Annotated in this window: 22 protein-coding genes; 12 read left to right on the forward strand and 10 right to left on the reverse strand. The window is 68.6% G+C overall.

Features of this window, described 5'->3' with window-relative positions; translation table 11 throughout:
* Positions 1-45 precede the first annotated feature (45 nt).
* Genes SK803_RS00875 through SK803_RS00895 form a run of 5 tightly spaced genes read left to right on the forward strand, consistent with a single transcriptional unit; the run spans position 46 to position 4,768 of the window.
* The gene (locus SK803_RS00875; RefSeq protein ID WP_319963741.1) at positions 46-1,863 is read left to right on the forward strand and encodes a branched-chain amino acid ABC transporter permease; all 1,818 of its coding nucleotides are present in this window, start codon (positions 46-48) and stop codon (positions 1,861-1,863) included.
* Positions 1,860-2,552, forward strand: a complete 693-nt coding sequence (locus SK803_RS00880) for an ABC transporter ATP-binding protein (protein ID WP_319963742.1) — start codon at positions 1,860-1,862, stop codon at positions 2,550-2,552. Before SK803_RS00875 ends, SK803_RS00880 begins: the two co-directional genes overlap by 4 nt.
* The gene (locus tag SK803_RS00885; RefSeq protein WP_319963743.1) at positions 2,549-3,202 is read left to right on the forward strand and encodes an ABC transporter ATP-binding protein; all 654 of its coding nucleotides are present in this window, start codon (positions 2,549-2,551) and stop codon (positions 3,200-3,202) included. The genes SK803_RS00880 and SK803_RS00885 overlap by 4 nt, the downstream gene beginning before the upstream one ends.
* Positions 3,199-4,452: a choice-of-anchor P family protein gene (locus SK803_RS00890; protein WP_319963744.1), complete on the forward strand. Its 1,254-nt coding sequence runs from the start codon at positions 3,199-3,201 to the stop codon at positions 4,450-4,452. The genes SK803_RS00885 and SK803_RS00890 overlap by 4 nt, the downstream gene beginning before the upstream one ends.
* Positions 4,453-4,456: 4 nt before the next feature.
* Positions 4,457-4,768 carry a hypothetical protein gene (locus tag SK803_RS00895; RefSeq protein WP_319963745.1) on the forward strand — a complete coding sequence of 104 codons (312 nt, stop codon included), beginning with the start codon at positions 4,457-4,459 and terminating at the stop codon, positions 4,766-4,768.
* Here SK803_RS00895 and SK803_RS00900 read toward each other — a convergent pair.
* Positions 4,765-5,532 carry a methyltransferase domain-containing protein gene (locus tag SK803_RS00900; protein ID WP_319963746.1) on the reverse strand — a complete coding sequence of 256 codons (768 nt, stop codon included), beginning with the start codon at positions 5,530-5,532 and terminating at the stop codon, positions 4,765-4,767. The two genes, SK803_RS00895 and SK803_RS00900, sit on opposite strands and share 4 nt — an antisense overlap.
* Positions 5,533-5,659: 127 nt before the next feature.
* Here SK803_RS00900 and SK803_RS00905 point away from each other — a divergent pair, with 127 nt between their 5' ends.
* Together SK803_RS00905 and SK803_RS00910 are read left to right on the forward strand one after the other, a co-directional pair.
* The gene (locus SK803_RS00905; RefSeq protein WP_319963747.1) at positions 5,660-7,006 is read left to right on the forward strand and encodes a cellulose binding domain-containing protein; all 1,347 of its coding nucleotides are present in this window, start codon (positions 5,660-5,662) and stop codon (positions 7,004-7,006) included.
* Positions 7,007-7,180: 174 nt separating this feature from the next.
* Entirely contained in the window at positions 7,181-8,197 is a 1,017-nt protein-coding gene (locus SK803_RS00910; RefSeq protein WP_319963748.1) for an MFS transporter, read from the forward strand.
* Here SK803_RS00910 and SK803_RS00915 read toward each other — a convergent pair.
* Positions 8,116-8,817, reverse strand: coding sequence for an LLM class flavin-dependent oxidoreductase (locus tag SK803_RS00915; RefSeq protein WP_319963749.1), 702 nt, complete (start codon positions 8,815-8,817; stop codon positions 8,116-8,118). The genes SK803_RS00910 and SK803_RS00915 overlap by 82 nt on opposite strands.
* 5 nt (positions 8,818-8,822) lie before the next feature.
* Positions 8,823-9,644 carry an NmrA family NAD(P)-binding protein gene (locus tag SK803_RS00920; RefSeq protein WP_319963750.1) on the reverse strand — a complete coding sequence of 274 codons (822 nt, stop codon included), beginning with the start codon at positions 9,642-9,644 and terminating at the stop codon, positions 8,823-8,825.
* Between the two features lie 109 nt (positions 9,645-9,753).
* Between SK803_RS00920 and SK803_RS00925 the strand changes: the two genes are divergently transcribed.
* Both SK803_RS00925 and SK803_RS00930 read left to right on the forward strand, forming a co-directional pair.
* Positions 9,754-10,623 (forward strand): bile acid:sodium symporter family protein, encoded by an 870-nt coding sequence (locus tag SK803_RS00925; RefSeq protein ID WP_319963751.1) that lies wholly within the window; start codon positions 9,754-9,756, stop codon positions 10,621-10,623.
* Positions 10,624-10,656: 33 nt separating this feature from the next.
* Entirely contained in the window at positions 10,657-12,066 is a 1,410-nt protein-coding gene (locus tag SK803_RS00930; protein ID WP_319963752.1) for a carboxylesterase/lipase family protein, read from the forward strand.
* Here SK803_RS00930 and SK803_RS00935 read toward each other — a convergent pair.
* A complete protein-coding gene (locus tag SK803_RS00935) occupies positions 12,063-13,577 on the reverse strand; it encodes a M28 family peptidase (protein WP_319963753.1) in 1,515 nt (504 codons plus the stop codon). The two genes, SK803_RS00930 and SK803_RS00935, sit on opposite strands and share 4 nt — an antisense overlap.
* Before the next feature lie 168 nt (positions 13,578-13,745).
* Here SK803_RS00935 and SK803_RS00940 point away from each other — a divergent pair, with 168 nt between their 5' ends.
* On the forward strand, positions 13,746-15,749 hold the full coding sequence (locus SK803_RS00940) for an RNA-guided endonuclease TnpB family protein (protein ID WP_319963754.1): 2,004 nt from the start codon (positions 13,746-13,748) through the stop codon (positions 15,747-15,749).
* Here the strand turns inward: SK803_RS00940 and SK803_RS00945 are convergent.
* Positions 15,666-16,454 carry an ABC transporter permease gene (locus SK803_RS00945; RefSeq protein WP_319963755.1) on the reverse strand — a complete coding sequence of 263 codons (789 nt, stop codon included), beginning with the start codon at positions 16,452-16,454 and terminating at the stop codon, positions 15,666-15,668. The genes SK803_RS00940 and SK803_RS00945 overlap by 84 nt on opposite strands.
* Positions 16,451-17,353 (reverse strand): ATP-binding cassette domain-containing protein, encoded by a 903-nt coding sequence (locus SK803_RS00950; protein ID WP_406601466.1) that lies wholly within the window; start codon positions 17,351-17,353, stop codon positions 16,451-16,453. The genes SK803_RS00945 and SK803_RS00950 overlap by 4 nt, the downstream gene beginning before the upstream one ends.
* Before the next feature lie 136 nt (positions 17,354-17,489).
* Here SK803_RS00950 and SK803_RS00955 point away from each other — a divergent pair, with 136 nt between their 5' ends.
* Together SK803_RS00955 and SK803_RS00960 are read left to right on the forward strand one after the other, a co-directional pair.
* Positions 17,490-18,239 (forward strand): TetR/AcrR family transcriptional regulator, encoded by a 750-nt coding sequence (locus tag SK803_RS00955; RefSeq protein ID WP_319963757.1) that lies wholly within the window; start codon positions 17,490-17,492, stop codon positions 18,237-18,239.
* 205 nt (positions 18,240-18,444) lie between these two features.
* On the forward strand, positions 18,445-19,206 hold the full coding sequence (locus SK803_RS00960) for a hypothetical protein (protein WP_319963758.1): 762 nt from the start codon (positions 18,445-18,447) through the stop codon (positions 19,204-19,206).
* Between the two features lie 92 nt (positions 19,207-19,298).
* Here SK803_RS00960 and SK803_RS00965 read toward each other — a convergent pair whose 3' ends face one another.
* From SK803_RS00965 to SK803_RS00980, 4 genes are read right to left on the reverse strand one after another with little or no spacing between them, the layout of a single operon-like run.
* Positions 19,299-20,714 carry a nickel/cobalt transporter gene (locus SK803_RS00965; RefSeq protein WP_319963759.1) on the reverse strand — a complete coding sequence of 472 codons (1,416 nt, stop codon included), beginning with the start codon at positions 20,712-20,714 and terminating at the stop codon, positions 19,299-19,301.
* Positions 20,711-22,015: a tetratricopeptide repeat protein gene (locus tag SK803_RS00970; protein WP_319963760.1), complete on the reverse strand. Its 1,305-nt coding sequence runs from the start codon at positions 22,013-22,015 to the stop codon at positions 20,711-20,713. The genes SK803_RS00965 and SK803_RS00970 overlap by 4 nt, the downstream gene beginning before the upstream one ends.
* Positions 22,012-23,610, reverse strand: coding sequence for a DUF4331 domain-containing protein (locus SK803_RS00975; protein WP_319963761.1), 1,599 nt, complete (start codon positions 23,608-23,610; stop codon positions 22,012-22,014). Before SK803_RS00975 ends, SK803_RS00970 begins: the two co-directional genes overlap by 4 nt.
* A gap of 42 nt (positions 23,611-23,652) precedes the next feature.
* Positions 23,653-24,825 carry a pyridoxal phosphate-dependent aminotransferase gene (locus SK803_RS00980; protein WP_319963762.1) on the reverse strand — a complete coding sequence of 391 codons (1,173 nt, stop codon included), beginning with the start codon at positions 24,823-24,825 and terminating at the stop codon, positions 23,653-23,655.
* Positions 24,826-24,901: the final 76 nt, after the last annotated feature.

Below are 24,901 nucleotides of genomic sequence, written 5' to 3' on the forward strand. Positions count from 1 at the left end.
TTCGGTCGCCGGCCTGGCCGCCGCCCTCGTCACGGGGAGCGGCGCATGACCGCCCTCCTCGCCTACACGATCTTCGGCCTCGTCACCGGCGGCGCGTACGCCGTCGTCGCGGGCGGGCTCGTGCTGACCTACAGCACCTCCAAGGTGTTCAACGTCGGGCACGGCGCGATCGGCATGGTCATGGCGTTCCTCTACTGGGAGCTGGCCGAGAACCGCGGGCTGCCGCAGTGGCTCGCGTTGCTGATCGTGGTCGGCGGGTGCGCGCCGCTGTTCGGGCTGGTGATCGAACGGTTCGTGATGCGCCGGCTCGCGGGCGCGCCGGTCGGGATCACGCTCGTCGCCGGGGTGGGGGTGCTGGTCGGGTTGATCGGGGTGGCGCAGGTGATCTGGCCGCCGCAGGCACGGCCGGTGCGGCCGTTCCTCGACCAGCTGGGCGTCCACATCGGACAGTCGTTCGTCAGCGGGCACGACCTGGTCACGCTGGCCTGCGCGGTGCTGGTGGCGGGCGGGTTGTACGTGCTGCTGAACCGGACGCGCACCGGGCTCGCGATGCGGGCCTGCGTGGACGCACCCGAGTTGGCCGCCCTCTACGGGACGCGGCCGCAGCGGCTGTCGGCGATGAGCTGGGCGATCGGGTCGGCGTTGGCCGCGTTGGGCGGCATTCTGCTGACACCGGTGGTGCAGCTCGACTACGTGACGATGACGCTGCTCGTGATCACCGCGTACACCGCGGCGCTGGTCGGGCGGTTGCGGAGTCTGCCGTGGACGTTCGTGGGTGCGCTGGGGCTCGGGCTGGTGCAGTCCTACGCGGTGGCGTACCTGCCGTCGTCGCCGGCCTGGATCGCGTTCCGGGCGGCGATTCCGGCGTTGCTGCTGTTCGTCGTGCTGCTCGCGATGCCGCAGTCGCCGTTGCGGATCGGTGGTGTGCGGGGATCACGTGGGCCGGCGGTGCCGAACGCGCTGACGACGGGTGTGGGCACGGGGCTGTTCGCCGGCGTGGTCGTCGTGCTGGCGCTGCTGGTGGACTCGGTGGTGGCCGGGCAGCTCGCGCTGGCGCTGGTGTTCGGGATCGTGCTGCTGTCGATGGTGCTGCTCACCGGGTACGGCGGGGTGGTGTCGCTCGGGCAGTTCACGTTCGTCGGCGTGGGCGCGGTGACGGTGGCGCGCCTCGGGTCGACCTCGGTTTTCACGTTGCTGCTCGGTGCGGTGGTCGCGGCCGCGGTCGGCGCGCTGATCGCGTTGATCGCGTTGCGGGTCAGCGGGCTGTACCTGGCGTTGGCGACGCTGGGGTTCGCGCAGCTGATGGACAAGCTCGTGCTCCAGTCGCCGATCGCGTTCGGGGTGCGGGGCAGTCTGCAGGTGCCCAGGCTGGTGGAGTCCGCGACCGCGCAGCTGTTGCTGGCCGCCGCGGTGTTCGCGCTGGTCGGGATCGGGGTGCTGGCGGTGCGGCGGGGACGGCTCGGACGCCGGATGATCGCGGTCAAGGACAGCTCGGCGGCGTGCGCGACGCTCGGGATGAACGTTCGCTGGATCCGGGTCTGGGTGTTCTCGCTGTCGGCCGCGATCGCCGGGCTGGCGGGCGGGCTCTTCGCGCAGCTGCGGGAAACCGTGGCGGCGAGCGACTTCCAGCTGTTCAACAACCTGCCGCTGCTGCTGTTCGCGGTGATCGCCGGCGTGACGTCGGTGTCGGGTGCGCTGCTCGGCGGGGTGCTGCTGATGCTGCTTCCGGTGCTGCAGAGCGGTTTCCCGACGTTTGCGGGCGTGGCGGTGGTGCTGCTCGGCGTCGCGGCGGCCGGGCTCGCGCGTGACCCCAACGGGCTGGTCAGCTGGTTGTTCCGGGCCTGGACCTGGCGGCGCGCATGAGCACGTTGCGGGTGGAGGGCGTGACCGTGCGCTTCGGCGAGGTGGTCGCGGTCAACGACGTGACGCTGAAGGTCACTCCCGGCGTCACCGGGCTCATCGGGCCCAACGGCGCGGGCAAGACGACGTTGTTCGACGTGATCAGCGGGTTGCGCAAGCCGACGTCCGGCCGGGTGTTGCTGGACGAGGAGGACATCACCGCGAGGGGACCGCACCAGCGGTCGCGGCTCGGGGTGGCGCGGACGTTCCAGCGGCTCGAGGTGTTCGGGTCGCTGACCGTGTGGGAGAACGTCGTGGTGGCGCTGGAAAGCCGGCGCAGGCCCTCCCGGCTGGCGTCGGGGCTGCTGGAACGGGTCGGGATCGCGGAGTTCGCCTCGAACCAGGCCGACACCGTGCCGACCGGCGCCGCGCGGCTGCTGGAACTGGCCCGCGCGCTGGCCACCGATCCCTGCCTGCTGCTGCTCGACGAGCCGTCGTCCGGGCTGGACCGCGCCGAGACCGACGCGTTCGGTGAGTTGCTGCGGGAACTGGTGGGGGAGGGGCGGGCCGTCGTTCTCGTGGAGCACGACATGGACCTGGTGATGAGCTACTGCGACCGCGTGCACGTGCTGAACCTGGGCAGCCTGCTGACGTCGGGCACGCCGTCCGAGATCCGCGCGCACGAGGGAGTCCGGGAGGCGTATCTCGGATGATCGATCTGACGGACGTCCACGCCGGGTACGGCCGGATCGAGGTGCTGCGCGGGGTGTCGCTGACCGTGCCGCGCGGCACGGTCACCGCGTTGCTGGGCCCGAACGGCGCCGGCAAGTCGACCCTGGTCAAGGTCCTCAGTGGACAGTTGCGGGCCACGTCCGGACACGTGCACCTCGGCGGAGTGCACGTCAACGACGCGGCGCCGGACGAGCTGGCGCGCGCGGGGCTGTGCACGATCCCGGAAGGCCGGGCGATCTTCCCGAACCTCACCGTGGCGGAGAACCTGCGGCTGATGCGGGGCGATCCGGCTGTGGTCTACGAGCGGTTTCCCAAGCTGAAGGCGCGGCAGCGGCAGCTCGCGGGCTCGATGTCCGGCGGTGAGCAGCAGATGCTCGCGTTCGCCCGCGCGTTGATCACCGACCCGGCCGTGCTGGTGATCGACGAGCTGTCCATGGGACTCGCGCCGGTGATCGTCGCCGAGCTGTACGAGGTGGTGGGGGAGCTCGCGTCCAGCGGGGTCACGATGCTGATCGTCGAGCAGTTCGCCGAGACGGCCTCCGCGGTCGCTGATCAGGTCGTCGTGATGACGCACGGCGAGATCTCTTCCGACAACGACCTGGCCACCGTCTACTTCGGAGGGACATCGTGAGGTACGCGCTCGTTCTGCTGCTCCTGCTGCTGTCCCCGGCACCCGCGCGGGCCGCCGACATCGGCGGGTTCACGCTGTCCGCCCGCGCGACGCCCGTGTCCGTGCTGCTGACCACCGACCTGCTGCCGGTGCCCGCGGAACCGCAGGGCGAGGTGCACCTGTCGTACACGCAGACCGAACTGGGATCGGGCCCGATCGGCAGGTCGGTGGCCAGCTCGCTGTGGCCGGGCGCGGCCGTGGGCACGGGGTTGCCGCAGCTGCTCGGGTTCGCCTATCCGGTGCAGGCCAACGCGGCGCACCCCGGCGGCCCCGCCGACGAGTCGAAGTCGGGCATGCGGGCCGGTGCCTCCGCCTCGAAGGCCGAGTCCTACGCGGGCGCGAAGCAGGAGGTGCCGTTCCTGCTCACCGCCGACGGACTGGCGTCGACCAGCGTGAGTTCGGTGTCCGGCACCGAAGCGCGTTCTGCCGCGGTCTCGTCCGCGCAAACGATCACGTTGCTCGCCGGTCTGGTCGTGCTGTCCGGAGTCCGCTTCGAGTCCGTCGCGGTCAGCGACGGCAGCAAGGGGAGTGGCACGAGCACGTTCTCGGTCGCGGAGTTCACCGTGCTCAAACAGAAGTTCCCGGTCACGGCACCGGGCGCGCCACCGGACGGGTTGCTGAAGGCGTTGGAACCGCTGGGAATCACACTGACCTGGCCATCGGCGGCCACGAAACTCGAAGGCACGGCGGCGACCTCCACCAGCCGCGGCCTCAAGCTCACCGTCGACGTGCTGGCGTTGCGGACCAAGCTCGGCCTCGGCGGGATCCTGGACGGCATCGTGGCGCCGTTGCTGCCCAAGGAACTGGTGCCGCTGCTCAACCCGTTGCGCAAGATGGAGATCATCGTCGGCGACACCGAGGCGGTCGCGAACGCCTCCGCCTCCGCACCGTTGACCCCGCCGGATGTTCCTGCGCCGCAAGCACCTCTCGTCCCACCACCACCGGCTGACGGCGCACAGGCACCTTCGCCTGACTCACCGCCGGTGGCCGGAGTCGCGCCACCCCGGGCCGTGACGCCGGTCGCCTCGGCCCGCGCCAAACCCCGCTCGTTGCTCGACTTCCCCGGCGTACCGGCACTTCTGGTGCTCACCGGGCTCGGCGTGGCCGCGGCGGGCGCGTTCGGCATGAAGTCGTTCGGCACGTTCCTGCTGGGCGGCGCTCCTTGTCCCTCCGGACACCCCACCGGTGTCCCAGACCTGCGCAACGGGTGAACCCATGACCATGCAGGACAGGCGTCGGGCGCGGATGCGCAGCGGGCTCGGTCTGATCGGCACGATGCTCATGACGGCGGGCATCGCGGCGATCCTCTTCGCCTGGTGGGGTGTCGCGCACACCGGGTACGTGTTCGAGCAGATCCCTTACGTGGTCTCGGGCGGGATCCTCGGGGTCGGGCTGATCGGGGTCGGCGGGTTCCTCTACTTCGGATCGTGGCTGACGAAGCTGGTGGAGGAGCAACGGCAGACCACGTACGCCTTGTTGCAGCTGCTGGAGGAACGCGACTCGGATCGCGACTCGGAACGCGTCTAGCGCGCCGTCAGGGAGTACGCGGGTAGCGGCACGTTTCCGCTGCGGAGCCTGATCTGGCGGAGCAGCTCCTTCGCCAGTCCCTCCGGCGCCTCCGCCAGCGCGATCTGGATCTCCCAGTCCGCGTCCTGCAACGCACTGGTGTCCACGTCGACCACCTGGTCGACCTGCCAGCCGGCGCGGTCGAGCGCGGCGAGCAGGGTGGCGCGGGTGAGCGGGGCGCGGATGTTGCCGCCGGTCTCGCCCATGCGGTCCTGCGCCAGCACGGCCAGCAGGTGCGGGATCTGGTCCGGGCGCGCCGGCTGCGGGTCCCACTCGGCGAAGCAGAGGCGGGAGCCCAGGTCGCGGGCCTTGGCCAGGGTGCGTTCGAGCAGGTCGCCGGACGCGAAGTACCAGGAGCAGTGGGCGAGCACGACGAGGTCGTAACCGGTTCCGACGTCGTCGGTCAGCACGTCCGTCTCGTAGCGCATGTCGATGCGGGAGCCGAGCGGTCCGGCGAGCAGGTGGCGCGCGGACTCGCCGACGGTGACCGGTGCGCCGTAGTCCGGCGGCGCGACGTCGACGCCGACGACCGTCCCGTTCGGACCCACGAGGTCGGCGAGGACGGCGGTCATGTCGCCCTGCCCGCAGCCGATCTCCAGCACCGTCGCGCCGGAGGGGATCTGCCAGGTTTCGGCCAGTTCCAGGCGGTATCCGGTCTGGGTGAGCTGGATGTCCGGATTCGTGGGCGCGGCGGCCATGAGCTGCGCGATTTCTTGGGCATTCATCGGGTTGGAGCCTAAGAGAGCGGTTCCACGACCGCATCCGATCAGGAGTGTTCACACCCTTGAACCATTGGTCCAGACCAGTTAACGTGCTCCGCATCACGTTCCCCCTGCACGTGAATGGAGCACCATGAAGAAGTTCCGCTGGCAGTTCCTGACCATCGGCCTGGCTGTGGCCGCGGTGGTCGGAGGCGTCGTCGCCGCTCCCGCGAGTGGCGCGACCGGCGTGACGGCGGCGTTCACCAGGACGTCGGACTGGGGCAGCGGCTACGAGGCCAAGTACACGATCTCCAACAGCGGCGGGTCCGCGCTCACGTCGTGGACCGTCGAGTTCACGCTGCCGAGCGGGCAGTCGATCGCGTCGCTTTGGGACGGTTCGTACGCCGCCAACGGGCAGAACATCACTGTCCGCAACACCTGGAACGGCAACGTGCCGGTCGGTGGCAGCACGAGCTTCGGCTTCACCGTCCGCGGTTCCGGTGGCACCCCGTCGAACTGCAAGATCAACGGTGCGTCGTGCGACGGCAATGGCAACCCGACCACGACCACAACCACCACGACGACGACCACCACGACGACGACCACGTCGAACCCGCCGTTGCCCGGCACCGGCCGCGGCGCGCCCTACCTGTACCTGGGCTGGGGCAACCCGCAGAGTGCGACGGACGTCATGAGCCAGACCGGCGTCAAGTGGTTCACGCTCGCGTTCGTGCTGTCCAGCGGCGGGTGCACCCCGGCGTGGGACGGTCAGCGCGCGCTGACCGGTGGTGCCGACCAGCAGACGATCAACGCCATCCGCGCGGCCGGTGGCGACATCGTGCCGTCGTTCGGCGGCTGGAGCGGCAACAAGCTGGGCCCGAACTGCTCCACCCCCGAGGCACTGGCCGGCGCTTACCAGCAGGTCATCAACGCCTACGGGTTGAAGGCGATCGACATCGACATCGAGAACTCCGACGAGTTCGAGAACACCGTCGTGCAGGACCGGATCATCACCGCCCTGCGGATCGTCAAGCAGAACAACCCCGGCATCCAGACGATCGTCACCTTCGGCACCTCGACCACCGGACCGAACTTCTACGGCAACCGGCTGATCGACCAGGCCAAGGCGCTGAACGCGAACATCGACGTGTTCACGATCATGCCGTTCGACTTCGGCAGCTCGAACATCCGCACCGACACCATCGGCGCGGCCACCGGGCTGAAGAACAAGCTCAAGTCGACCTTCGGCTGGAGCGACGCCGAGGCGTTCAAGCACGTGGGCATCTCGGGCATGAACGGCCTGTCCGACCAGCGCGAGCTGACCACGGTCGACGACTGGACCGCGATCCGCGACTGGTCGAAGTCCAACGGCCTCGGGCGACTGGCCTTCTGGTCGGTCAACCGCGACCGCGGCGGCTGCGACGGTCAGGTGGCCGCGAACTGCTCGGGCATCGGGCAGTCCGAGCTCGCGTTCACGAAGATCACCGCTGGTTTCTAGAAGTCACCGCTGGTTCCTGAGTGACCACGAGCCGTCAGCGCCATTTAATCGGTGGCGCTGGCGGCTTACTCTTGGGCCATGCGACGACGACATTGATCTTCAACTGATCTATCCAGAACAGCGACGGCGTGGGCGTGGTGTTCGCACCTCATCCCGATCTACGCGCTGTACGCGTTGCTCTTCGCCGACAGCGGGCTGTCCGACGCCCAGATCTCGGTGCTGCTCGCCATCTGGTCACTGACCGCGGTGGTCTTCGAGGTGCCGTCCGGTGCGCTCGCCGACCGGTTCTCGCGGCGCGGCTCTCTGGTGGTCGCCGGTGCGCTTCAGGCCACCGGGTACGCGGCCTGGGTGCTGTTCCCGTCGTTCTGGGGTTTCGCGGCCGGTTTCGTGCTGTGGGGCCTTGGCGGAACGCTCACCTCTGGTGCGTTCGAAGCCCTGCTGTACGACGGGCTGGCGGCCAACGGTGACGAGGACCAGTACGGACGGCTCAACGCCAGGGTCGACACCATCGAGCTGATCGCCCAGGTGCCGGTCGCGGTCGTCGCCACCGCGCTGTTCTCCTTCGGTGGCTACGAGTTGGCGGGCTGGATGTCCGTTGCGATGTGCCTCGGGTCGTCCGTGATCGCGCTCCGGTTCCCCGAACCTGAACGCGACTCCGAGGACGACGAGGAGCCTGGCTACTTCGCGACGTTGAAGGCCGGCCTGCGCGCGTCGATCCCGATCAAACGTGCCGTGCTGGCAGTGGCTCTGGTGTACGCGCTCGACGCGTTCGAGGAGTACTTCACGCTGCTGGCCCAGGACTGGGACGTCCCCACGGTGTGGGTACCGCTGGCGACGATAGGCGTGCCGCTGATGGGTGCGGCCGGTGCCTCACTGGGTGGACGACTGCCGTTCCGCGGCTGGGTGCTGTTCGCCTCGGGCACGCTGCTGATCGTGGCCGCGTGGCTGGCGGTTCCGCCGGCGATCGTCCTGTTGGGACTGTTCTACGGCCTGTACCGGTTCGTGCTGGTGCACGTGGAAACCGAGCTCCAGCACCGGATCGAGTCCGATGCCCGTGCGACGGTCACTTCGGTCGCCGCCATCGGGTCGGAATTCGTGGCGTTCGCGGTCTACGGCCTGTGGGTGCTCGGGTCGGCGGTGGCGATCGGTGTGCTGGTCCTGGTGGTCGCGCTGGTGATCTGGCGGAGGTGATCGAGGCTCCTGACGTGGATCAGCAACCGGTCGGGGTGCAGGCGCAGGGCGTCGTCGAGGGTGTCCTCGGTGGCCAGCACGCCGAGCCTCGGGTTCGCGGCCTGCTCGCGGTACCGGGCGACGTGGCCGGTCTGGCCGGCGAACACGAACAGGCCGTCATCGTGCTCCGCCGCGAGGTCCGCGATCTCGGGCGAGCGCGTGCAGGCGTGCCAGACGTAGGGCCTTGAAGGCCACAGCGTTCTGAGGGTTTCGTAGTGCTCGATCGTGAGAGGCAGGCCGTACTCGATCTCCTTGCCGAACCAGCCGAACACCTTCGCCGTGTTGCCGCGGCCGAGCACGAGGTCTGTTCGGTCAGGGGCCAGGAGGTCGAGTGTGGCGTACTCGGCGGCGATGCGGGCCGGGTCGTTCGTGGTGATCAGCGTGGTGGCGGTGGAGAGTCGCAGCCGGGTCGTCCTCGCCGCGATGTGTGCGAGCAGGGTGGTGGGGGAGGACGAGTTGTAGGGCGGGTTGTGGTGCTCGCCCACCGCGAAGACGTCGAAGCCCGCCTGCTCGGCGGCGACGGCCAGGTCGGCGATCTCGTTCGGGGCGAGGTCGCCTGCGGTGAAGACGCCGATCTGCACGGTGGTCAGTGTGCCTCGGACAGGAACGCGGCGAAGGTGCGCAGGCCGGGATGCAGGGCGCGCAGGGCCTCGACGTCGACGGGCGGTTCCGCGCGGTCGGCGAACACCTTGCGCAGTTCCGGGTCGTCAACCTGGATCTGCTCGTACGGCACGCCGATCAGCCCGGCGATCTCCAGCGGCGTCAGCAGGTCGCCGGCCAGGGTCAGCGACGAGCCGGCGAACCGGGCGGGGTCGGCGAAGACCTGGGCGGCGATGGCGCCGATGTCGTCCACCGCGATCAGGTGGTACCGGACCGCCGGGTGCAGCAGGTGGGTCAGCCGAGTCATGCCGGGTGAGTGGAGGCCGTCCATGAACGTCGTCGGCCGCAACACCGTCGTGGGCAGGCCGATGTCCGCGATGTGCTGCTCCACCTCCCACTTGCTGTCGAACGACGCGACGCCGGACTGGGACGTCGAGGCCACCAGTGAGGCGTACACGAGATGTGGGACGTCCGCGGCCAGGGCGGCGTCGGCGACGTTGCGGCCCCATCGGGTCTCCACGGCGGGGGAGTAGCCCTGCGGGGATCGGGGGTCGTGCGGCGCGGGCTGAACGCTGAACACCGCGTCGGCACCGGAGAACGCGCGCTTGAGCGAGTCCGGGGAGTCCTGATCGGCTACGACCACGGCAGCGCCGGTGACCTGCGCCGACGGGTCGCGGGTCAGCGCGCGGACGTTCCAGCCGGCCTCGACGAGGTGCCGCACGACCGCCCCGCCCTGCTTGCCGGTCGCCCCGGTCACCACCGCGGTCTTCATCATCTGCCCCCAGAAGGTTTTCTGCAGAACTATCACGGATCCAGGGGATGGTGCCGCCACCTGGCCGATTCCATCAGCCGGGGCGTAACGCCAGGATCTTCCGAACAGATCAAACTGCACAAGCTGGACAATCGCGGAGGCCGCCGTGCTCGTCGTACAGATCTTCCTGCCACTGGCGCTGGCCTTGGTGATGTTCGGTCTCGGCCTCACCCTCACCACGGAGGACTTCGCCAGGGTCGCGAAGTACCCCAAGGCCGCGGTCATCGCGCTCGTCTGCCAGGTGGTCGTCCTGCCGGCGATCTGCCTCGGGCTGGTGCTCGCGTTCGGGCTCAAGGGCGTGCTGGCGGTCGGCATGATGCTGCTGGTCGCGTCGCCGGGCGGCACGTCGGCGAACCTCTTCAGCCACCTCGCGGGCGGGGACGTGGCGCTCAACATCACGCTCACCGCGATCAACTCGGTGCTCGCGGTCTTCACGTTGCCGCTGGTGGTCGGGCTGAGCATGGCGCACTTCATGGCGGACAGCGCCGAGGTCGGGTTGCAGCCGGCGAAGTTCGTGCAGGTCTTCGCGATCGTGCTGGTGCCGGTGGCGATCGGCATGCTGGTGCGCCGCAAGTTCGAGGCGTGGGCGCTCAAGATGAACGACCCGGTGCGGATCGCGTCGGTGGTGGTGCTGGTGCTGGTCATCATCGCGGCGATCGCCCAGGCCTACCAGCAGCTGATCGACAACATCGCGACGCTCGGCCCGGTGGCGCTGTTGCTGAGCATCTTCAGCCTGCTGATCGGCTACTACGTGCCCAAGGCGTTCAACGTCGAGCGCAAGCAGGCGATCGCGTCCGCGATGGAGATCGGGATCCACAACGCCACGATCGCGATCACGCTGGCGTTGACGGTGCTGAACGACGAGACGATGGCGATCCCGGCCGCTGTCTACGGAGTGCTGATGTACGTGCCGGCGGCAGTAGCGGCACGGTTGTTGTCCCGCAACAGGGCTGTGGCCCCCAATCCCGGGGTCTAAAGCGTTTGCGGGCGCCGCTAAGTTGATCGGTACATGCGATCAACAACCATCATCTTCGCAGCGGCGCTCGCCGCAACCACTTTCACGGCCCCGGCGCGAGCCGCAGGCGACACCATTCGCACCGACACCGGATTCGTGTCGGGAACCACCATCGACGCCCAGCGCTCGTTCCAGGGCATCCCGTTCGCCGCGCCGCCGACCGGCGAGAACCGCTGGCGCGATCCACAGCCCGCGAAGCCCTGGCAGGGCGTCCTCAAGGCAGACAAGCCCGGTCCTCGTTGCGAGACCGACGAAGACTGCCTGTACCTCAACGTCACCGCGCCGCCGAAAGCCGCGAACCGGCCGGTCCTGGTCTGGATCCACGGCGGCAGTTTCACCAGCGGCGCCGGCTCCGACTACGGCGTGGACCAGTTGGTGCGCAACGGATCCGTCGTCGTCACCATCAACTACCGGCTCGGCGCCTTCGGGTACTTCGGCTTCCCCGGCCTCGACGGATCGGGCGCGTTCGGCCTGCGCGACCAGCAGGCCGCGCTCGGCTGGGTGCGGCGCAACATCCGGCAGTTCGGCGGCAACCCGCACAACGTCACGCTGTTCGGGGCGTCGGCGGGCGGGCTGTCGGCGTGCGCACAGCTGACCTCGCCGAAGACCCGCGGCCTGTTCCACCGGGCGATCATCCAAAGTGGACCGTGCCAGTTCGGTGTCCCGGCAGGCGAGAACAACGTCCAGCACACTTGGGTCAAGCGCGAAGACGTCGAACGGGCCGGAGCCCAGGCATCGGGCTGTGCGGACATCGCGTGCCTGCGCCGGCTCACGGTCGAGCAGGTCAAAGCGCTCACACCGCAGTTCTCGTCGCCCGCGTACGGCACGGAAGCCCTGCCGGAGAACCCGATCACGGCACTGCGCGAAGGCCGCTTCCACCGGATCCCGGTGCTCGCGGGCACCGCACGCGACGAGTTCTCGGTGTTCGCCGCGATGTTCTACCCACCGCTGGACGCCGCCGGGTACGAGCAGGCGCTGGTCGAAGGCTTCGGCGGGGCCTTGGCGAAGCGGATCCTGGTCGCCTATCCGCCGCGCGGTGGCGACGAACGGGTGCCGCTCTCCGCGGCGCTCTCGGCCATGACCTCGGCCTGCCCCACCGCCGAGCTGCGCGCGCAGACGCACGCGTTCGGCTACGAGTTCGCCGAACCCGAGCCGCCGATGATCTTCCCGGGCATGCCGGACTTCCCGTACGGCGCCTACCACGGCTCGGAGCTGCCGTTCCTCCTGCGGTACGCCGGTGTCGAGCTCGCCGGGAAGCAGCAGAAGCTCTCCGAGGAGATGGTGCGGGCGTGGACCCGGTTCGCGCGGACCGGACATCCCGGCTGGTCACGCCAGGACGTCCGGCTCTTCGCGACCGAGCAGGTCGCACCGGTGGATCACCGGTGCGACCTCTGGGCCGGTTAGGAAGTAGCACCCAGCGGTGCGCGCCCGTGCGACTTGCCGGGCGCGCGCACGTTGTTCACCGTCGAGGTGTCGAAGGCGAACGTGATCACCGCGGTGGCGATCGCGTCGGCGTTGACGTCCAGTGCGGTCAGGTTCAGGTTCGTCCTGTTGTCGCACGGCTGGTGGTAGCACGGGTCGAACGCGACACCCGCGGTTCCGCCGTACCGGGCGGCCTGCGCGGCGGTCTTCACGTCCTCGGCGCCGGTGAACAGGCCACCCGCAGGGATGTTGACGGCGATGAACGGGCCGTAGTCCGAACGTCCGGAGAAGTCGGTGTCCTCGGACGGAAGTCCTCGGCCGGCGTAGAACTTCTCGAAGACGTCCTCGATCTGCGCCGACCCCGGCGGGATCGGCACCGGGGCGGTGCCGCTCGAGTCGTCACCGTCGTAGATGCCGTAGAAGTGGTTCGGCGAGCCGACCATGTCGAAGTTCAGGTACAGCGCGATCTTGTCCTGGTCGGTCTGCGGCAGCGTGGCGACGTAGTGCTCGGACCCGAGCAGACCTTCCTCCTCCGCGCCCCACCAAGCGAAGCGGACCTTGGCGTTCGTCTTGACCTGGCTCATCTGGATCGCGGTCTCCAGCAACGCCGCGGAGCCGCTGCCGTTGTCGTTGATGCCAGGCCCGTCCTGGACGCTGTCCAGGTGCGCGCCCGCCATGACGACGTTGTTCGCGTTGCCCGCGCTGGACTCGGCGAACACGTTCCAGGCCGTCCGCGTCTCCTCGGTGAAGTCGACCTTCACCCGGACCGTGGCGCCCGGCGTGAGCACGATGAGCTCCTCGGCGGCGGCGTAGGTCGCGAACACCACGGGAATCGCGAGACCCGGCGTGTCACCGATCGGCGTGACCAGGCCGGTGCGGCCGGGCTGGCCCTCGTTGAACAGGATCACCGCCGACGCGCCCGCGGCCTGGGCGTTCAGCGCTTTCACGTTGAACCCGCACGTGCCGCGCTGCATCATGGCGACCCGGCCGGGGACGAACCCGGCGAAGTCGGCGGCCTCGCAGCCGCTGGAACTGGTGTTGGGCACGGGCGCGGGTGGCACGATCACGTCGACGGGCTGGATGACGCCCGTGACGTCACCTTCGGCCGTCGGGACGAAGCCGTTGCGGTTGAAGTCGGTGTCCCGCTGGAACACGCGCGGGACCGGCGCGAGACGGTCGAGCCGCGAGTTGTCCTCCACGTACGGGAAGTCGAAGGCCTGCACGCTCGGCGAGTAGCCGGCCGCGTTCAGTCGCGACACCACGTAGTTCACCGAGGCCTGGTATCCAGGACGTCCGGCCGCGCGGTCGCCGTTGGCGTTCGCGATGGACTGGAAGGCGTCGAGGTGCCGCAGCACGCCGTTGAGCGTCACGGCTTTGGTGAGTTTGGCAGGGGAGTTGTTGTTGGGATCAGCGAGTGCCGGAACGGTCACGGTGAGTGGTAGCACCAGCGCTACGACCGAAACCAGCGCCATGCGCCGAGGACGTTGAACCATCGGTATGCCTCCATGCGTACTTCGCCGCCGAATGCATCCCCCGAGGGTCCTTATCTGTGCGAAGTGTCATGTGTTACACCGTTGCTACCGGAGGTGGGCCTCGGCGAACTCCTTGCGCCTGTGCACATGCCGTCTGGTTCGGCCCTAAACCGTTGGTACGGTGCCGGTGTGCAGCTTCGGTACAACTACCGTGTTTATCCGACGCCGGGTCAGCAGACCTGCCTGGCCATGGCGTTCGGGTGTGCGCGGGTGGTGTTCAACGATGGGCTGCGAGCGCGACTGACCGCACGGGAGCAGGGTTTGCCCCGCATCTCGGACGGCGAGCTGTCCAAGCAGGTCATCACCCTGGCCAAGTCGCGGCCCGAGCGGGCATGGCTCGGAGAAGTCTCGGCGGTGGTGTTGCAGCAGGCTTTGGCGGATCTGAACACCGCATACCGCAACTTCTTCGCCTCGACCTCAGGCAAGCGCAAGGGCCGGAAGGTGGCGCCGCCGCGGTTCCGGTCCCGCAAGGACAACCGGCAGACGATCCGGTTCACCGCCAATGCCCGGTTCAAGGTGCTGGGCAGCGGACGGCTGCGCTTGCCGAAGATCGGCGATCTGGACGTGCGCTGGTCGCGCGACTTGCCTGCCGAGCCCAGTTCGGTCACGATCGTGAAAGACGCGGCTGGGCGGTATTTCGCCTCGTTCGTCGTACAGACCGTCGGCCAGCCGCTGACCGATGCTGGCTCGGAGGTCGGCATCGACCTGGGGCTGACCCATTTCGCGGTGCTTTCAGACGGCACGAAAGTGGCCGCGCCGAAGTTTCTGCGCCGGGCAGCCCGCAAGCTGCGCCGACTTCAGAAGTCCTTGAGCCGCAAGGTCAAGGGGTCGAACAATCGCAAGAAGGCCGTCGTCAAGGTCGCCCGGGCACACGCCCGAGTGGCCGATACCCGGCGGGACTGGCAACACAAGCTGTCCACGGCGATCATCCGCGACAACCAAGCGGTGTACGTCGAGGACCTGTGCGTCGTCGGTCTCGGTCGCACCCGACTGGCCAAGAGCGTCCACGACGCGGGGTGGGCCAGCTTCACCGCCATGCTGGAGTACAAAGCCGCCCGGTGCGGGCGCACCTTCGCACGAGTGGACCGGTACTACCCGTCCACGCGGATGTGCTCCGCTTGTGGCCACGTCAACGACAAGATGGCGTTGACGGTCCGGTCCTGGAACTGCTGCTGCGGAGCAATCCACGACCGGGATGTGAATGCCGCCATCAACGTGCTCGCCGCCGGACGGGCGGAGAGCCTAAACGACCGTGGAGCGCACGTAAGACCGGCACCAGTGCCGGCAGCGCGCCGGGAAGCGGTAATCCACCTGGGCGCTGGGCGTTCCAAGCGCAGCGCGGAGGGAGTCCCCGTCCACCAGGGCGGGGAGAACGTCAACGGAGGTGGGTGTTTGTTCCCGTTGCTGCAGACCGCTGTTCGCGTCGAACCCCTGGAAGGAGAGGGCCTCACCAACGTCCTGCACCTCGTGACGCTGGCCGACGGCCGCAAGGCCGTGCTGCGCCAGCCGAAGGTCGCGCGCGACCTGCCGAAGTTCGTGGTGCCCGGCGCTCCGGAGGTCCTCGCGCACAACGGCCGCGGTGACGTGCTGGTCGAGTACGTCGAGGGCCGGACGCTCGCCGACGCGCTGCCGGTGTCCGACGAGGTCTGGCTGAGCATCGGCCTGGCGTTCCGGAAGATCCACCGGATCGGCCTGCTGCACAACGACGTGAACCTCTACAACATCATCGTCGGCGACGCCGAGGCGACGCTGATCGACTGGGACAACCCGGGCCAGGGCAACCCGCTCGACGAGCTGGCGGCGTTCGAGGAGCACCTCTACCTGCACGGAACCGTTTTGCCCCAAGCGTTCTGGACCGGCTACGGGCACACGCCCGACCTGAACCTGTTGCGCGTGCACCGCATCGCCGGCTGCATCGGCTGGCTCGCGAGCGAGGACTGGCGGCAGTGGGAGGAGGACCGGGCGCTCAAGCCGGAGATGCTGGCCAGGGTCCGGAACTGGCGGCGGCTGCTCGCGCGGTGGCTCGCCGACCAGTTCCGGAACGACTTCCTAGCGGCTGAGGTCGCGGTACTTCAGCACGGACAGCGGCCAGAAGATCGCCACGAACACCGCAGGCCACAGCACAGCCAGTAGCAGCGAGTGCTGCGCGGCCCAGGAGTCGCCGCCGACGCCGGGGTTGCCGAACAGCTCACGTGCCGCCGCCACGGTGGACGACAGCGGGTTCCACTCCGACACCACCCGCAGCCAGCCCGGCATCAGCTCCGGCGAGACGAACGTGTTCGCGAACATCGTCAGCGGGAACAGGAACATCCACGACGCCTGCGCCGCTTCCGGCTTCACCAGCAGGCCGAGGTAGATGCCGATCCACACCAGCGCGAACCGCAGCCAGAGGAACAGCGCGAACGCCACCAGCGCGTTGAGCAGCCCGTCGTGGAACGCCCAGCCCATCACCAGCCCGCACAACGCCAGCACCAGCAGCTCCAGCGAGGAGTTGACCAGGTCGGCGATGCTGCGCCCGGCCACCACGCCGGTCTGCGACATCGGCGAGGCGCGGAACCGGTCCGTCACGCCCCGGTCGGCGTCCATCGACACCATCATCATCGTGGTGCCGACGCCGAACGCGATGGTCTGGCCGAACATGCCGGGCAGCAGGAACTCGATGTAGTCGCCGCCGCCGAACACGTTCATCGCGCTGCCGAACACCAACCCGAAGATCAGCACCGAGATGATCGGGTAGGCCAGGTTCGCGAACACCCTGACCGGCTCGCGCAGCCAGTGGATCAGGTCCCGCTTGGCGACGATCCACGAGTCGACCGCCGCGTACTTGATCGCGTTCACGCCCGCACCTCCGCCTTGTGCCCGGTGATGGCGAGGAAGACCTCGTCCAGCGTGGGCCGCCGCAACGCGATGTCCTCCGCTTCCACGCCGCGAGCCGCCAGCGCGGACGTCACCCGCGTCAGCGCCGCCACCCGGTCGGCCACGGCCGCGCTCACCCGGAAGCCGTCCGGGTCGACCTCGGCGTCCGGCCCGAGCACGTCCCGCACGACCGGCAGCTCGTCGGCCGTGCGGACCACGACCTCGATCCGGTCGCCGCCGAGCTTGGACTTGAGCTGGTCCGGCGTGCCCTGCGCGGCCACCCGGCCGGTGTCCATCACGACGATCTGGTCCGCGAGCTGGTCGGCCTCGTCCAGGTACTGCGTCGTCAGCAGCACCGTCGTCCCCTCCGCGACGACCCGCTTCACCTCCCGCCACACCTCGCCGCGGTTGCGCGGGTCGAGACCGGTCGTCGGCTCGTCCAGGAACAGCACCGACGGCCGTTGGATGAAGCTCGACGCCAGGTCCAGGCGCCGCCGCATGCCGCCCGAGTACTGCTTGGCGCGTTTGCCCGCCGCGTCGGTGAGCCCGAACTGCTCCAGCAGCTCGTCCGCCCTGGCTTCGGCCTGGCGCTTGGAGAGGTGGTAGAGCCGCCCCCACATCACCAGGTTCTCCTTGCCGGTCAGCACGTCGTCCACGGTGGACTGCTGGCCGTTCAACGCCACCTGGCGCCGCACCTGGGGCGCCTCTCGCGCCACGTCGAAGCCCGCCACCTCGGCGCGGCCGCCGTCCAGGCGCAGCAACGTGGCCAGGATGCGCACCGCCGTCGTCTTGCCCGCTCCGTTCGGGCCGAGCAGCCCGCACACCGTTCCGGCGGGTACGGCGAGGTCGAACCCGTCCAGCGCCGCTTTCTTGTCGAACATCTTCCGCAGGCCTTCCGCGAGCACCGCGTGTCCCACGACTTCACCCCCGTGACCTAACTGTGTACTAAGTAAGCAGAGTGTACGTTGTACACGGTTCTAGGATTCACATGCAAGCGAGTTGTGAAGAGGGGGCTGGGTGAAGAGCGATCGGAACCGGAGCGTGCGGCTGTTGTGGGAGCCGCCGGCCGAACCGACCAGGGGACCGAAGGCGGCGCTGAGCCAGTCGCGGGTGGTCGAGGCGGCCATCAAGGTGGCGGACGCCGAGGGCGTCGACGCGCTCACCATGCGCCGGGTCGCCGAGACCCTGGGCTTCACCACCATGTCGCTGTACCGGCACGTGCCCGGCAAGTCCGAGCTGCTCGACCTCATGGTCGACGCGGTGTGGGGCGAGACCGAGAGCACGCCGAAGGGGCCGTGGCGCGACGGGCTCGACTTCTTCGCGCGGCAGATGTGGGCGATGTACCGCGCGCACCCGTGGATGCTCCAGCTGACGACCTCGCGGCGGATGCCCGGCCCGCACGCCATGACCCGTCAGGACGCCGCCTACGTGGCCGTCTCCGAGCTCGGCCTGCGGTCGGAGGAGATCGTCGCGGTCGTGACGGCGGTCGCCCAGTTCGTCGACGGCGTCGGCCGGACGATGGCGGACCGCGTGCAGGCCGAACGGGAGACCGGCGTGTCCGAGGAGGACTGGTGGAACGGCCGGGAGTCGCTCTGGGAGCACTTCACGCCGGACCGGCTGCCGATGATGACGCACATCTGGAACACGGGCGGCTTCGAGCGGCTGCTGGACGAGTTCGAGTTCGGCCTCGCACGGGTCCTGGACGGCCTCGCGGTGTTCATCGAAGCCGAGGAACGACCGCAGGTTCGTCGAGGGACGTGCCTGTAGCCATTCAAGACACTTGAGTCGTCCGATCGAGTGAAAAGAGCTGCTCAGAGCGGCTCTGAACGGTAGTCGGGCGGTTACGTAATGCCATTGTTATGAGCAATCAGAATGAACTCGTTCGCAAACTGAACCAACCCCTCCTATCTGCCCGTTTTCCTTGTGACACCGTTTCGCCGCGGGGGTCGAATCGGGACGACGAGGAGGTCGTATGACAGCTGGCGCGCACGACGCGGTCACCCTTGGCTGCTACGCGCTCGGCGTTCTGGACGCGCACGAGAGTCTTGGCGTGGAGCAGCACCTGAGGGACTGTCCGTCCTGCCGTGCGCAGGTCGCCGACTTCCATCGGATCCGCAGGGTGCTCGACGAGATACCTCGGGAAGCATTCCTGCACGAGCTCGAACTCGAAGCCGACCTGCCCAAGCCCTCGGATCTGGTGCTGCAGCGCACGCTGCGGCAGATCCGGAACGAGTCGGTCATCCCGCAGCCGCGGGTGGCGGATCTTCGTCCTAGAGCAAGCCCGGTGCCGGTGGAGGACCTTCCCGAACCGCAGCACGCCAAGGCCCGGCGCTGGCCGGGCTACCTCGCCGCCGCGGCAGTAGCCGCGGTGGTGGCGTTCGGTGGCGCTGCGGTGCTGATGCAGAACCAGGCGCCGGGGACCAGTGTCGCCTCGACTCGCACGGGCGAGGCGACGGCGGGCGGGATCAGGATGGTGGCGGAGATCGCTCCGTCGTCGCAGGACCGCTACCTGGTCACGGCCAGCATCGACGGTCTGCCGGTCGCGCAGAAGTGCAAGCTGATCGTGGTCGGGATGGACGGCACGAAGTCCGAGGCCCTCGTGTGGACCACGACCGAGAAGCAGCGGGTCGACGGCTCCAAGGTGCGGGGCTGGGTCAGCGTGGCACCGGACAAGGTGAAGTCGATCTCGGTGGAGAACGCCGATGGCAAAGCGTTCGTGGTGGCGAACCTGTAAGCACGGAAACGCCTGTAAGGACAGAAACGAGCAAGGGCCCGGATTCGAACCGAATCCGGGCCCTTCTCACACTCTTCTCACATTGGTGTAATTCAGACGGCCTGCAATGTGAGCCACGCTCCCACGACGATCACCATCGCGGCTGTGCCGACGGGTGCGTAATGCGAGAGCGCGCGAGTAGCACGACCGTCCAGGAATTTCTCGACGCGCTCCCGCGCCTTCACGAGCAGCAGCCCGACGGCGGTGAGCGTGGCGGCCATGCCGAATCCGTAACCGACGACCAGCAGGACACCGAACCACGTCCGGCCCAGGGCCATGGCGCCGAGGAGCACGACGAGCGCCGACGGTGACGGGACGAGGCCGTTGGCCGCGCCCATGCCGATGAGGCTCGCGCGGCTGTACCCGTGGCCGTGCCCATGACCGTGTCCGTGGCCATGACCGTGCCCATGTCCGTGCCCATGTCCGTGCCCGTGCCCGTGACCGTGGCCGACGCCGGCCAGCGCGGGTTCGCGGGTGGTGCTCAGGGCCGAGCGCAGCAGCATCACGCCGATCACCGCGATCAGCAGTCCGCTGACCAGCCCGAGCCAGCGCAGCACCTGCTCGCCGGCCAGCGCCGACGAAGCGCTGATGATCAGGCCGAGGACCAGCACACCACCGGTGTGCGTGGCCGTGACCGACGCACCGACGACGAACGCGTCGCGCGGCCTGCCCTGACGGCCGGCCAGATAGGCGGCGATGAGCGTCTTGCCGTGACCGGGCAATGCCGCGTGCGACGCGCCGAGCAGCAACGACAGCAGGAGCGCGAGGAACCCGAGCCACGGCGTGAGCTCGTCGCTGCCCAGGATGTCGTTCAGGGCCGACGCGGTGACGCTCAACGACTGGATGGGGGAGCCGGAGGCCTTCTTCGGCTCCGACCCGCTGCCCGGTTCGGCGGTGAAACTGACCGAACGGACATCCATCGGGCTGCTGAGCAGGTCCTCCGGATACGCCCGCAGCTCGTTGCTGATGCTCTCGGTCGGCACCTGCGACTCGGCGAGCCTGATCCCGGTGCCGGCCGCGGTGATCTCCCGCCAGCCGACCCGGTCGACGTTCGACTCGTCGCGGAACTCGAGCCTGGCCGGCCGGTCGAGGTCGACCTTGGCGGTGAACTCGCAGACCAGCCGGGTGGTGATCAGGTCGGCCTGGCCGACCGGGTGTTCCTTGGTGGCGCTGGAGAGCGACCACGAGATCTGCCGGCCGTCCACCGTGGACCGGTCGGTGCGCGAGACCTCGTCGCACCACTGCCGGGCGTCCCGTGCCTTCAGGTTCTCCTGCAGCGTCGGGATCTCCGCCACGTCGACCACGGATCTGAGATCGACGCGGTCGGGGTGCAGGTGCAGCCCGTGGTAGTGGTTGACGCTGAAGTTGCCCAACGGGTGCGCGGACGCCTCACCGTTGATGAAGAAGATGCCCGCCAGCAGCAGGGCGACGACCAGGACGGGCCGGACGACCCAGCCCGACAGACTCACCGGCCGCCTCGCAGTTCGGCGAGCTTGCGACCCGCCTTCAGCGACTGCAGCGGGGAGAAGTTCGCGTTCAGCCGCAACGCCTGCACCAGCGCTTCCTGCGCCTCTGCTATCCGGCCCAATGCCGCGAGGATCATGCCGCGGTGGTAGGAGAACGTGGCGTTCTGCCAGCCCAGGGCGATGGCCCGGTCCGAGTAGCTCAACGCCTCCGCGTCCCGGCCGTTCACGTGCAGCGCCCAGGCCATCGCGTCGGCCACGAAAACGCTCTGCCGGCGGCTCCACTCGGCTTCCGCACGGCGCAGCGCCTGCATGCCATCACCGCGGTCGGCGGCGACGAGGGCCGCGGCCAGATCGTCGGAAGCACCCTGTGACTCCATCAGTCGCTGTTGCTCGGACAGCACGTCGTACTGCCTGGCGGCCTCTTCCGGCTTGCCGTTGGCCTCCAGCAGCTCCGCGTACTCCTGCAAGTACTGCGGCAGCGGCGCGCGGGCCACGAGCCTGCGGTAGGCGTCCAGCGCCACCGGGGCGTCGCCCCGTGCCGCCTCGACCTTCGCCATGCCTTGAGTGAGAGTCATGTCGTCTCCTCTCGCCGCCAGTCCCTGCGCGTAGTGCTGAGCGGCTTCGTCGAGCCGGTTGTGGTCGAACGCGAGTTCGCCCAGCCGGTAACGGCAGAACGCGATCTCCTCGGGCGTCGCGGCCGCGGTCAGCGCGCGCGTCATCGCGTCGCGGGCGCCGTCGACGTCGCCGTGGAGTTCGAAGTGGAAGGAAGCGCGGGCGAACGACGCCGTGTTGGGCTTGAGGTCCAGCATCTTCTGCACCGCGTCCTGCGCGCCCGCGTCGTCGCCCAGCTGCGTCAACGCGTCGGCCAGCACGCCGTACGCCTCCGCGGAGGACGGCAGGGCGGCGATCGCCCTGTTCGCCCAGTCGCGGGCGGCGGAGAAGTCGTGGCGGGCGTTGGCCAGCGTGCCCATGCCGATGGCGGCCAGACCCGTGTCGCCCGCGTTCTTCAGCGCGCCTTCGGCCTTCGCGTAATACGTCGGGTCGGCCGTCACGCGCGCCAGTTCCACATAGGACGAACCGAGCTGAGCCCAAGCGGACTTGTCCTGGGGCAGGCTGTGCAGGCGCTGCTGCAACTGATGCACCACGCGGTGCATCTGGTTCTGCTGCGCCACCGCGGGAACCACATCGGTGACAGGGGGCGCGCCCCCGGCCCTGCTGTCGGCAGGACCGGAGGCGGCGAGGTAGGCAAGCGCCGCGGTGACCAGGAGAACCACCGCGACGGCCTGCCGTTGTTGGTACTTCACTTCGAGTGCGACCCGTACTTGCGGATCGATGCCTGGCGCTTGCGCCACAGGAAGAAGCCGGCGCCGAACACGAACGCCGAGCCCACCGCGGTGGTCATCGCCATCGGGTCCAGGTTGCCGATCCTGCCGACCGGGTTGACCGCGACGTCGGCCGTGGTGCCCGACGCGTTGACGGCGGTGCCGTTGCGGGGCAGCCCCACGTACGGGAAGTTCGCTTCGAACGGCTGGTCGTTCGCGTCGACCTTGTCACCCGTGGCGAGCGCGTCGACGAGCTTGCCGGACGCCGCGGCACCCTCCATCGCCTGGACGGCGATGTCGACCACGTCGTCGGTCAGGCGCCGGCCGTTCGGGAAGCCCTGCGTGTCACCGGCGAGCAGGCCCAGGCGGTTCGGCTGCGGGTTCGGGTCGATCATCATGTTCAGCCGCAGCATCTCAGAGGGGCGGAACCGCTTCGCGTCCACGTCGGCGTTGTTGACCTGCGAGTTGAGGTCCGCGTTGATCTGCCCGCCGAGCTTCTTCGTGATGCCCGTCAGGAAGATCTCCGCCAGGTCGTCGCGCTGGCCCTGCGGTGCCGGGATCTTGTAGATCGCCTCGATCAGCTTCGGCAGCTCCGGGTTCACGACCCGGTCCACCAGCTCCTTCACGCCGGCGTCCTGGTCGGGGCGCAGGCCGTTGAACGCGTCCTTGAGACCCGCGGGGGCCACGACCTCGTTCACCAGCGGGTTGCCCAGGCGGGACACCTGCACGAAGTCACCCGTCGCCTCCGCCTTGCCGGGCGAGAGCTTGAGCGAGCGGCGCTGCGTGGTGCTCCAGATGCCGATGTTCGGGTTGCGGTGCGCGTCGTTCTTGAGCGCCAGCGCCTGCTTGGGCAGCTGGATCGCGATCGTGTTGACGTTGTAGCCGCGCAGCGTGTCCTGGCCGACCTCGCTCAGGTTGCCGCCGTAGAGCAGGTCGAACACCCGCAGGTCGGCGAAGAACGCGTCCTCGGACGGGCCGACGTAGACCTTGCCGCCGCCGGGGATCTGCACGCTCGCCTGGTCGCGCAGCTTCTTGAAGTCCGGCATCGACGCGGGACCGTTCGGCGACGGTGCCACCGGGGCGTCCTTGACGAGCTGGACCTTCTGGCCGTTCTCGTAGATGGCCTCGATGCTGTAGCGCTGCCGGAACAGCAGGTTCTCGTCGTCGAGCGAGTCCACGACACCGTTGGCGTACAGGAACGTGTTGTTCTTGCGCCGGTCGTCGTTCTGGAACTGCCAGCGCAGGATGACGTCCGCCTTGGCGTCACCGTCGTTGTCGATGTTGAAGTCGTACTGCGCGTCCTCGGCCCACGGGAAGAAGTTGGGGCCGCCGTTGGGTTCCTGGAACCCGGACCAGTTGCCGACCAGCGTCACGGTGTCCTTGTGGTCAGGACTCACGAACGCGTAGAGGTCCGTGTTGTCCACGGCCGGATCACCCGCGATGAGCGGTGCCTCGCGGTGTGACGAGGCAGTGGCGTTCGTACCGCCGAACATGGCCGCGTTGAGCAGTGTGGCGGCCACCAGCGCGGCCGCAGCCACCTGGCCGCGCCGACCGCTGAGGGCGTGCGGTGATGACATTTCTGGACAACCTTTCGGAGGAAATGATTCAGGGCCCATGGGTTAGGCGCTGTGCATCAGCAGCGACGGTTCGCTGGAATGGCTTGCATGAACGGCGTGGCTTGTCCACCTCGCTTGCGTGAAGTCGCGAATGCCTTCGACGAGTCGTTCGACGTCCTGCTCGGGCCGGACGACCAGCCGGGCGAACTTGCTGGTCATGCCGAGCTTGTTGCCGCATTCGCGGATGAAGACCTGGTGCTTGGCCAGCAGGTGGTCGCGCAGCTCACGGCCGTCCATCCCGCCGCCGAGCTTCACGAACAGGAAGTTCGCCTGCGACGAGTAGACGGTCAGATCGGGGATGCGCGACAGCTCCATGCCCATGCGGTAGCGGTCACGGCTCAGCAGTCGCAGGCTCTCGGCGTATTCCGCCTCGTGCTCGGCCAGCATGAACACGACGGTTTCCGCGAGAGAGTTGAGATTCCACTTCGGCAGCGTCTTGCGCATCTTTCCGGCCAGTCCCGGGTTCGCGACCAGGTAACCGAACCGGATGCCGTGCAGGCCGAAGTTCTTGCCGAGGCTCTTCAGCACGACCACGTTGGGCCGGATGGACGCCTCGGCGGCGACCGAGGGATTGCGCTCCACCTCGACGAAGTCGATGAACGACTCGTCGATCACGATCAGGTCGAGGTCGCTGAGCTCGTCCATGAACCGGACGATCTCCCGGCGCGGCAGGTAGCCGCCGTCGGGGTTGTTCGGGTTGCAGATGACCGCGACCCTGCTGCCCCGCGTGCGGATGAACTTGATGTACTCGTCGATGTCCAGCTCGAAGTTGTTGCTCTCCTGGAGCAGGAACATGTCGACGCGCTTGTTGCTCTCCATCGGCTGGTCGGTCCACCGGCCGAAGGTGGGGATCGGGATCGCGATGCTCTCGTGGATCCACAGGTGGTCCATCCACGTGATGAGCTCGGTCGAGCCGTTCGACATCGCGAGCGTCGCCGGGTTCAGGCCCAGCACTTTGGACAGCTGATCAGCGATCTTGCTGGAGTCGCTCGGGTAGAACTTGAGCACCGACTCCAGGTTCTTGGACAGCTCCTCGAACATCTCCGGCGTCGGGAAGTACGGATTGCACGGGATGCAGAAGTCCACGAGCTCCCCGGCACCGGTCCGCGACAGCTCGAAGTAGGACGGGCTGTGCGCGGTCTGCTGGAAGAGACCCGAGTCCACACCATGCCGCACGCGACCACTCCGTCCTTCGATCCGTTACCGACAACGGGGCATACGTGCCGTTGTTCATCCCGGTTCACGGGTCAGT

Source organism: Lentzea miocenica, assembly GCF_033949945.1.
GTDB classification, from domain to species: Bacteria; Actinomycetota; Actinomycetes; order Mycobacteriales; family Pseudonocardiaceae; genus Lentzea; species Lentzea miocenica.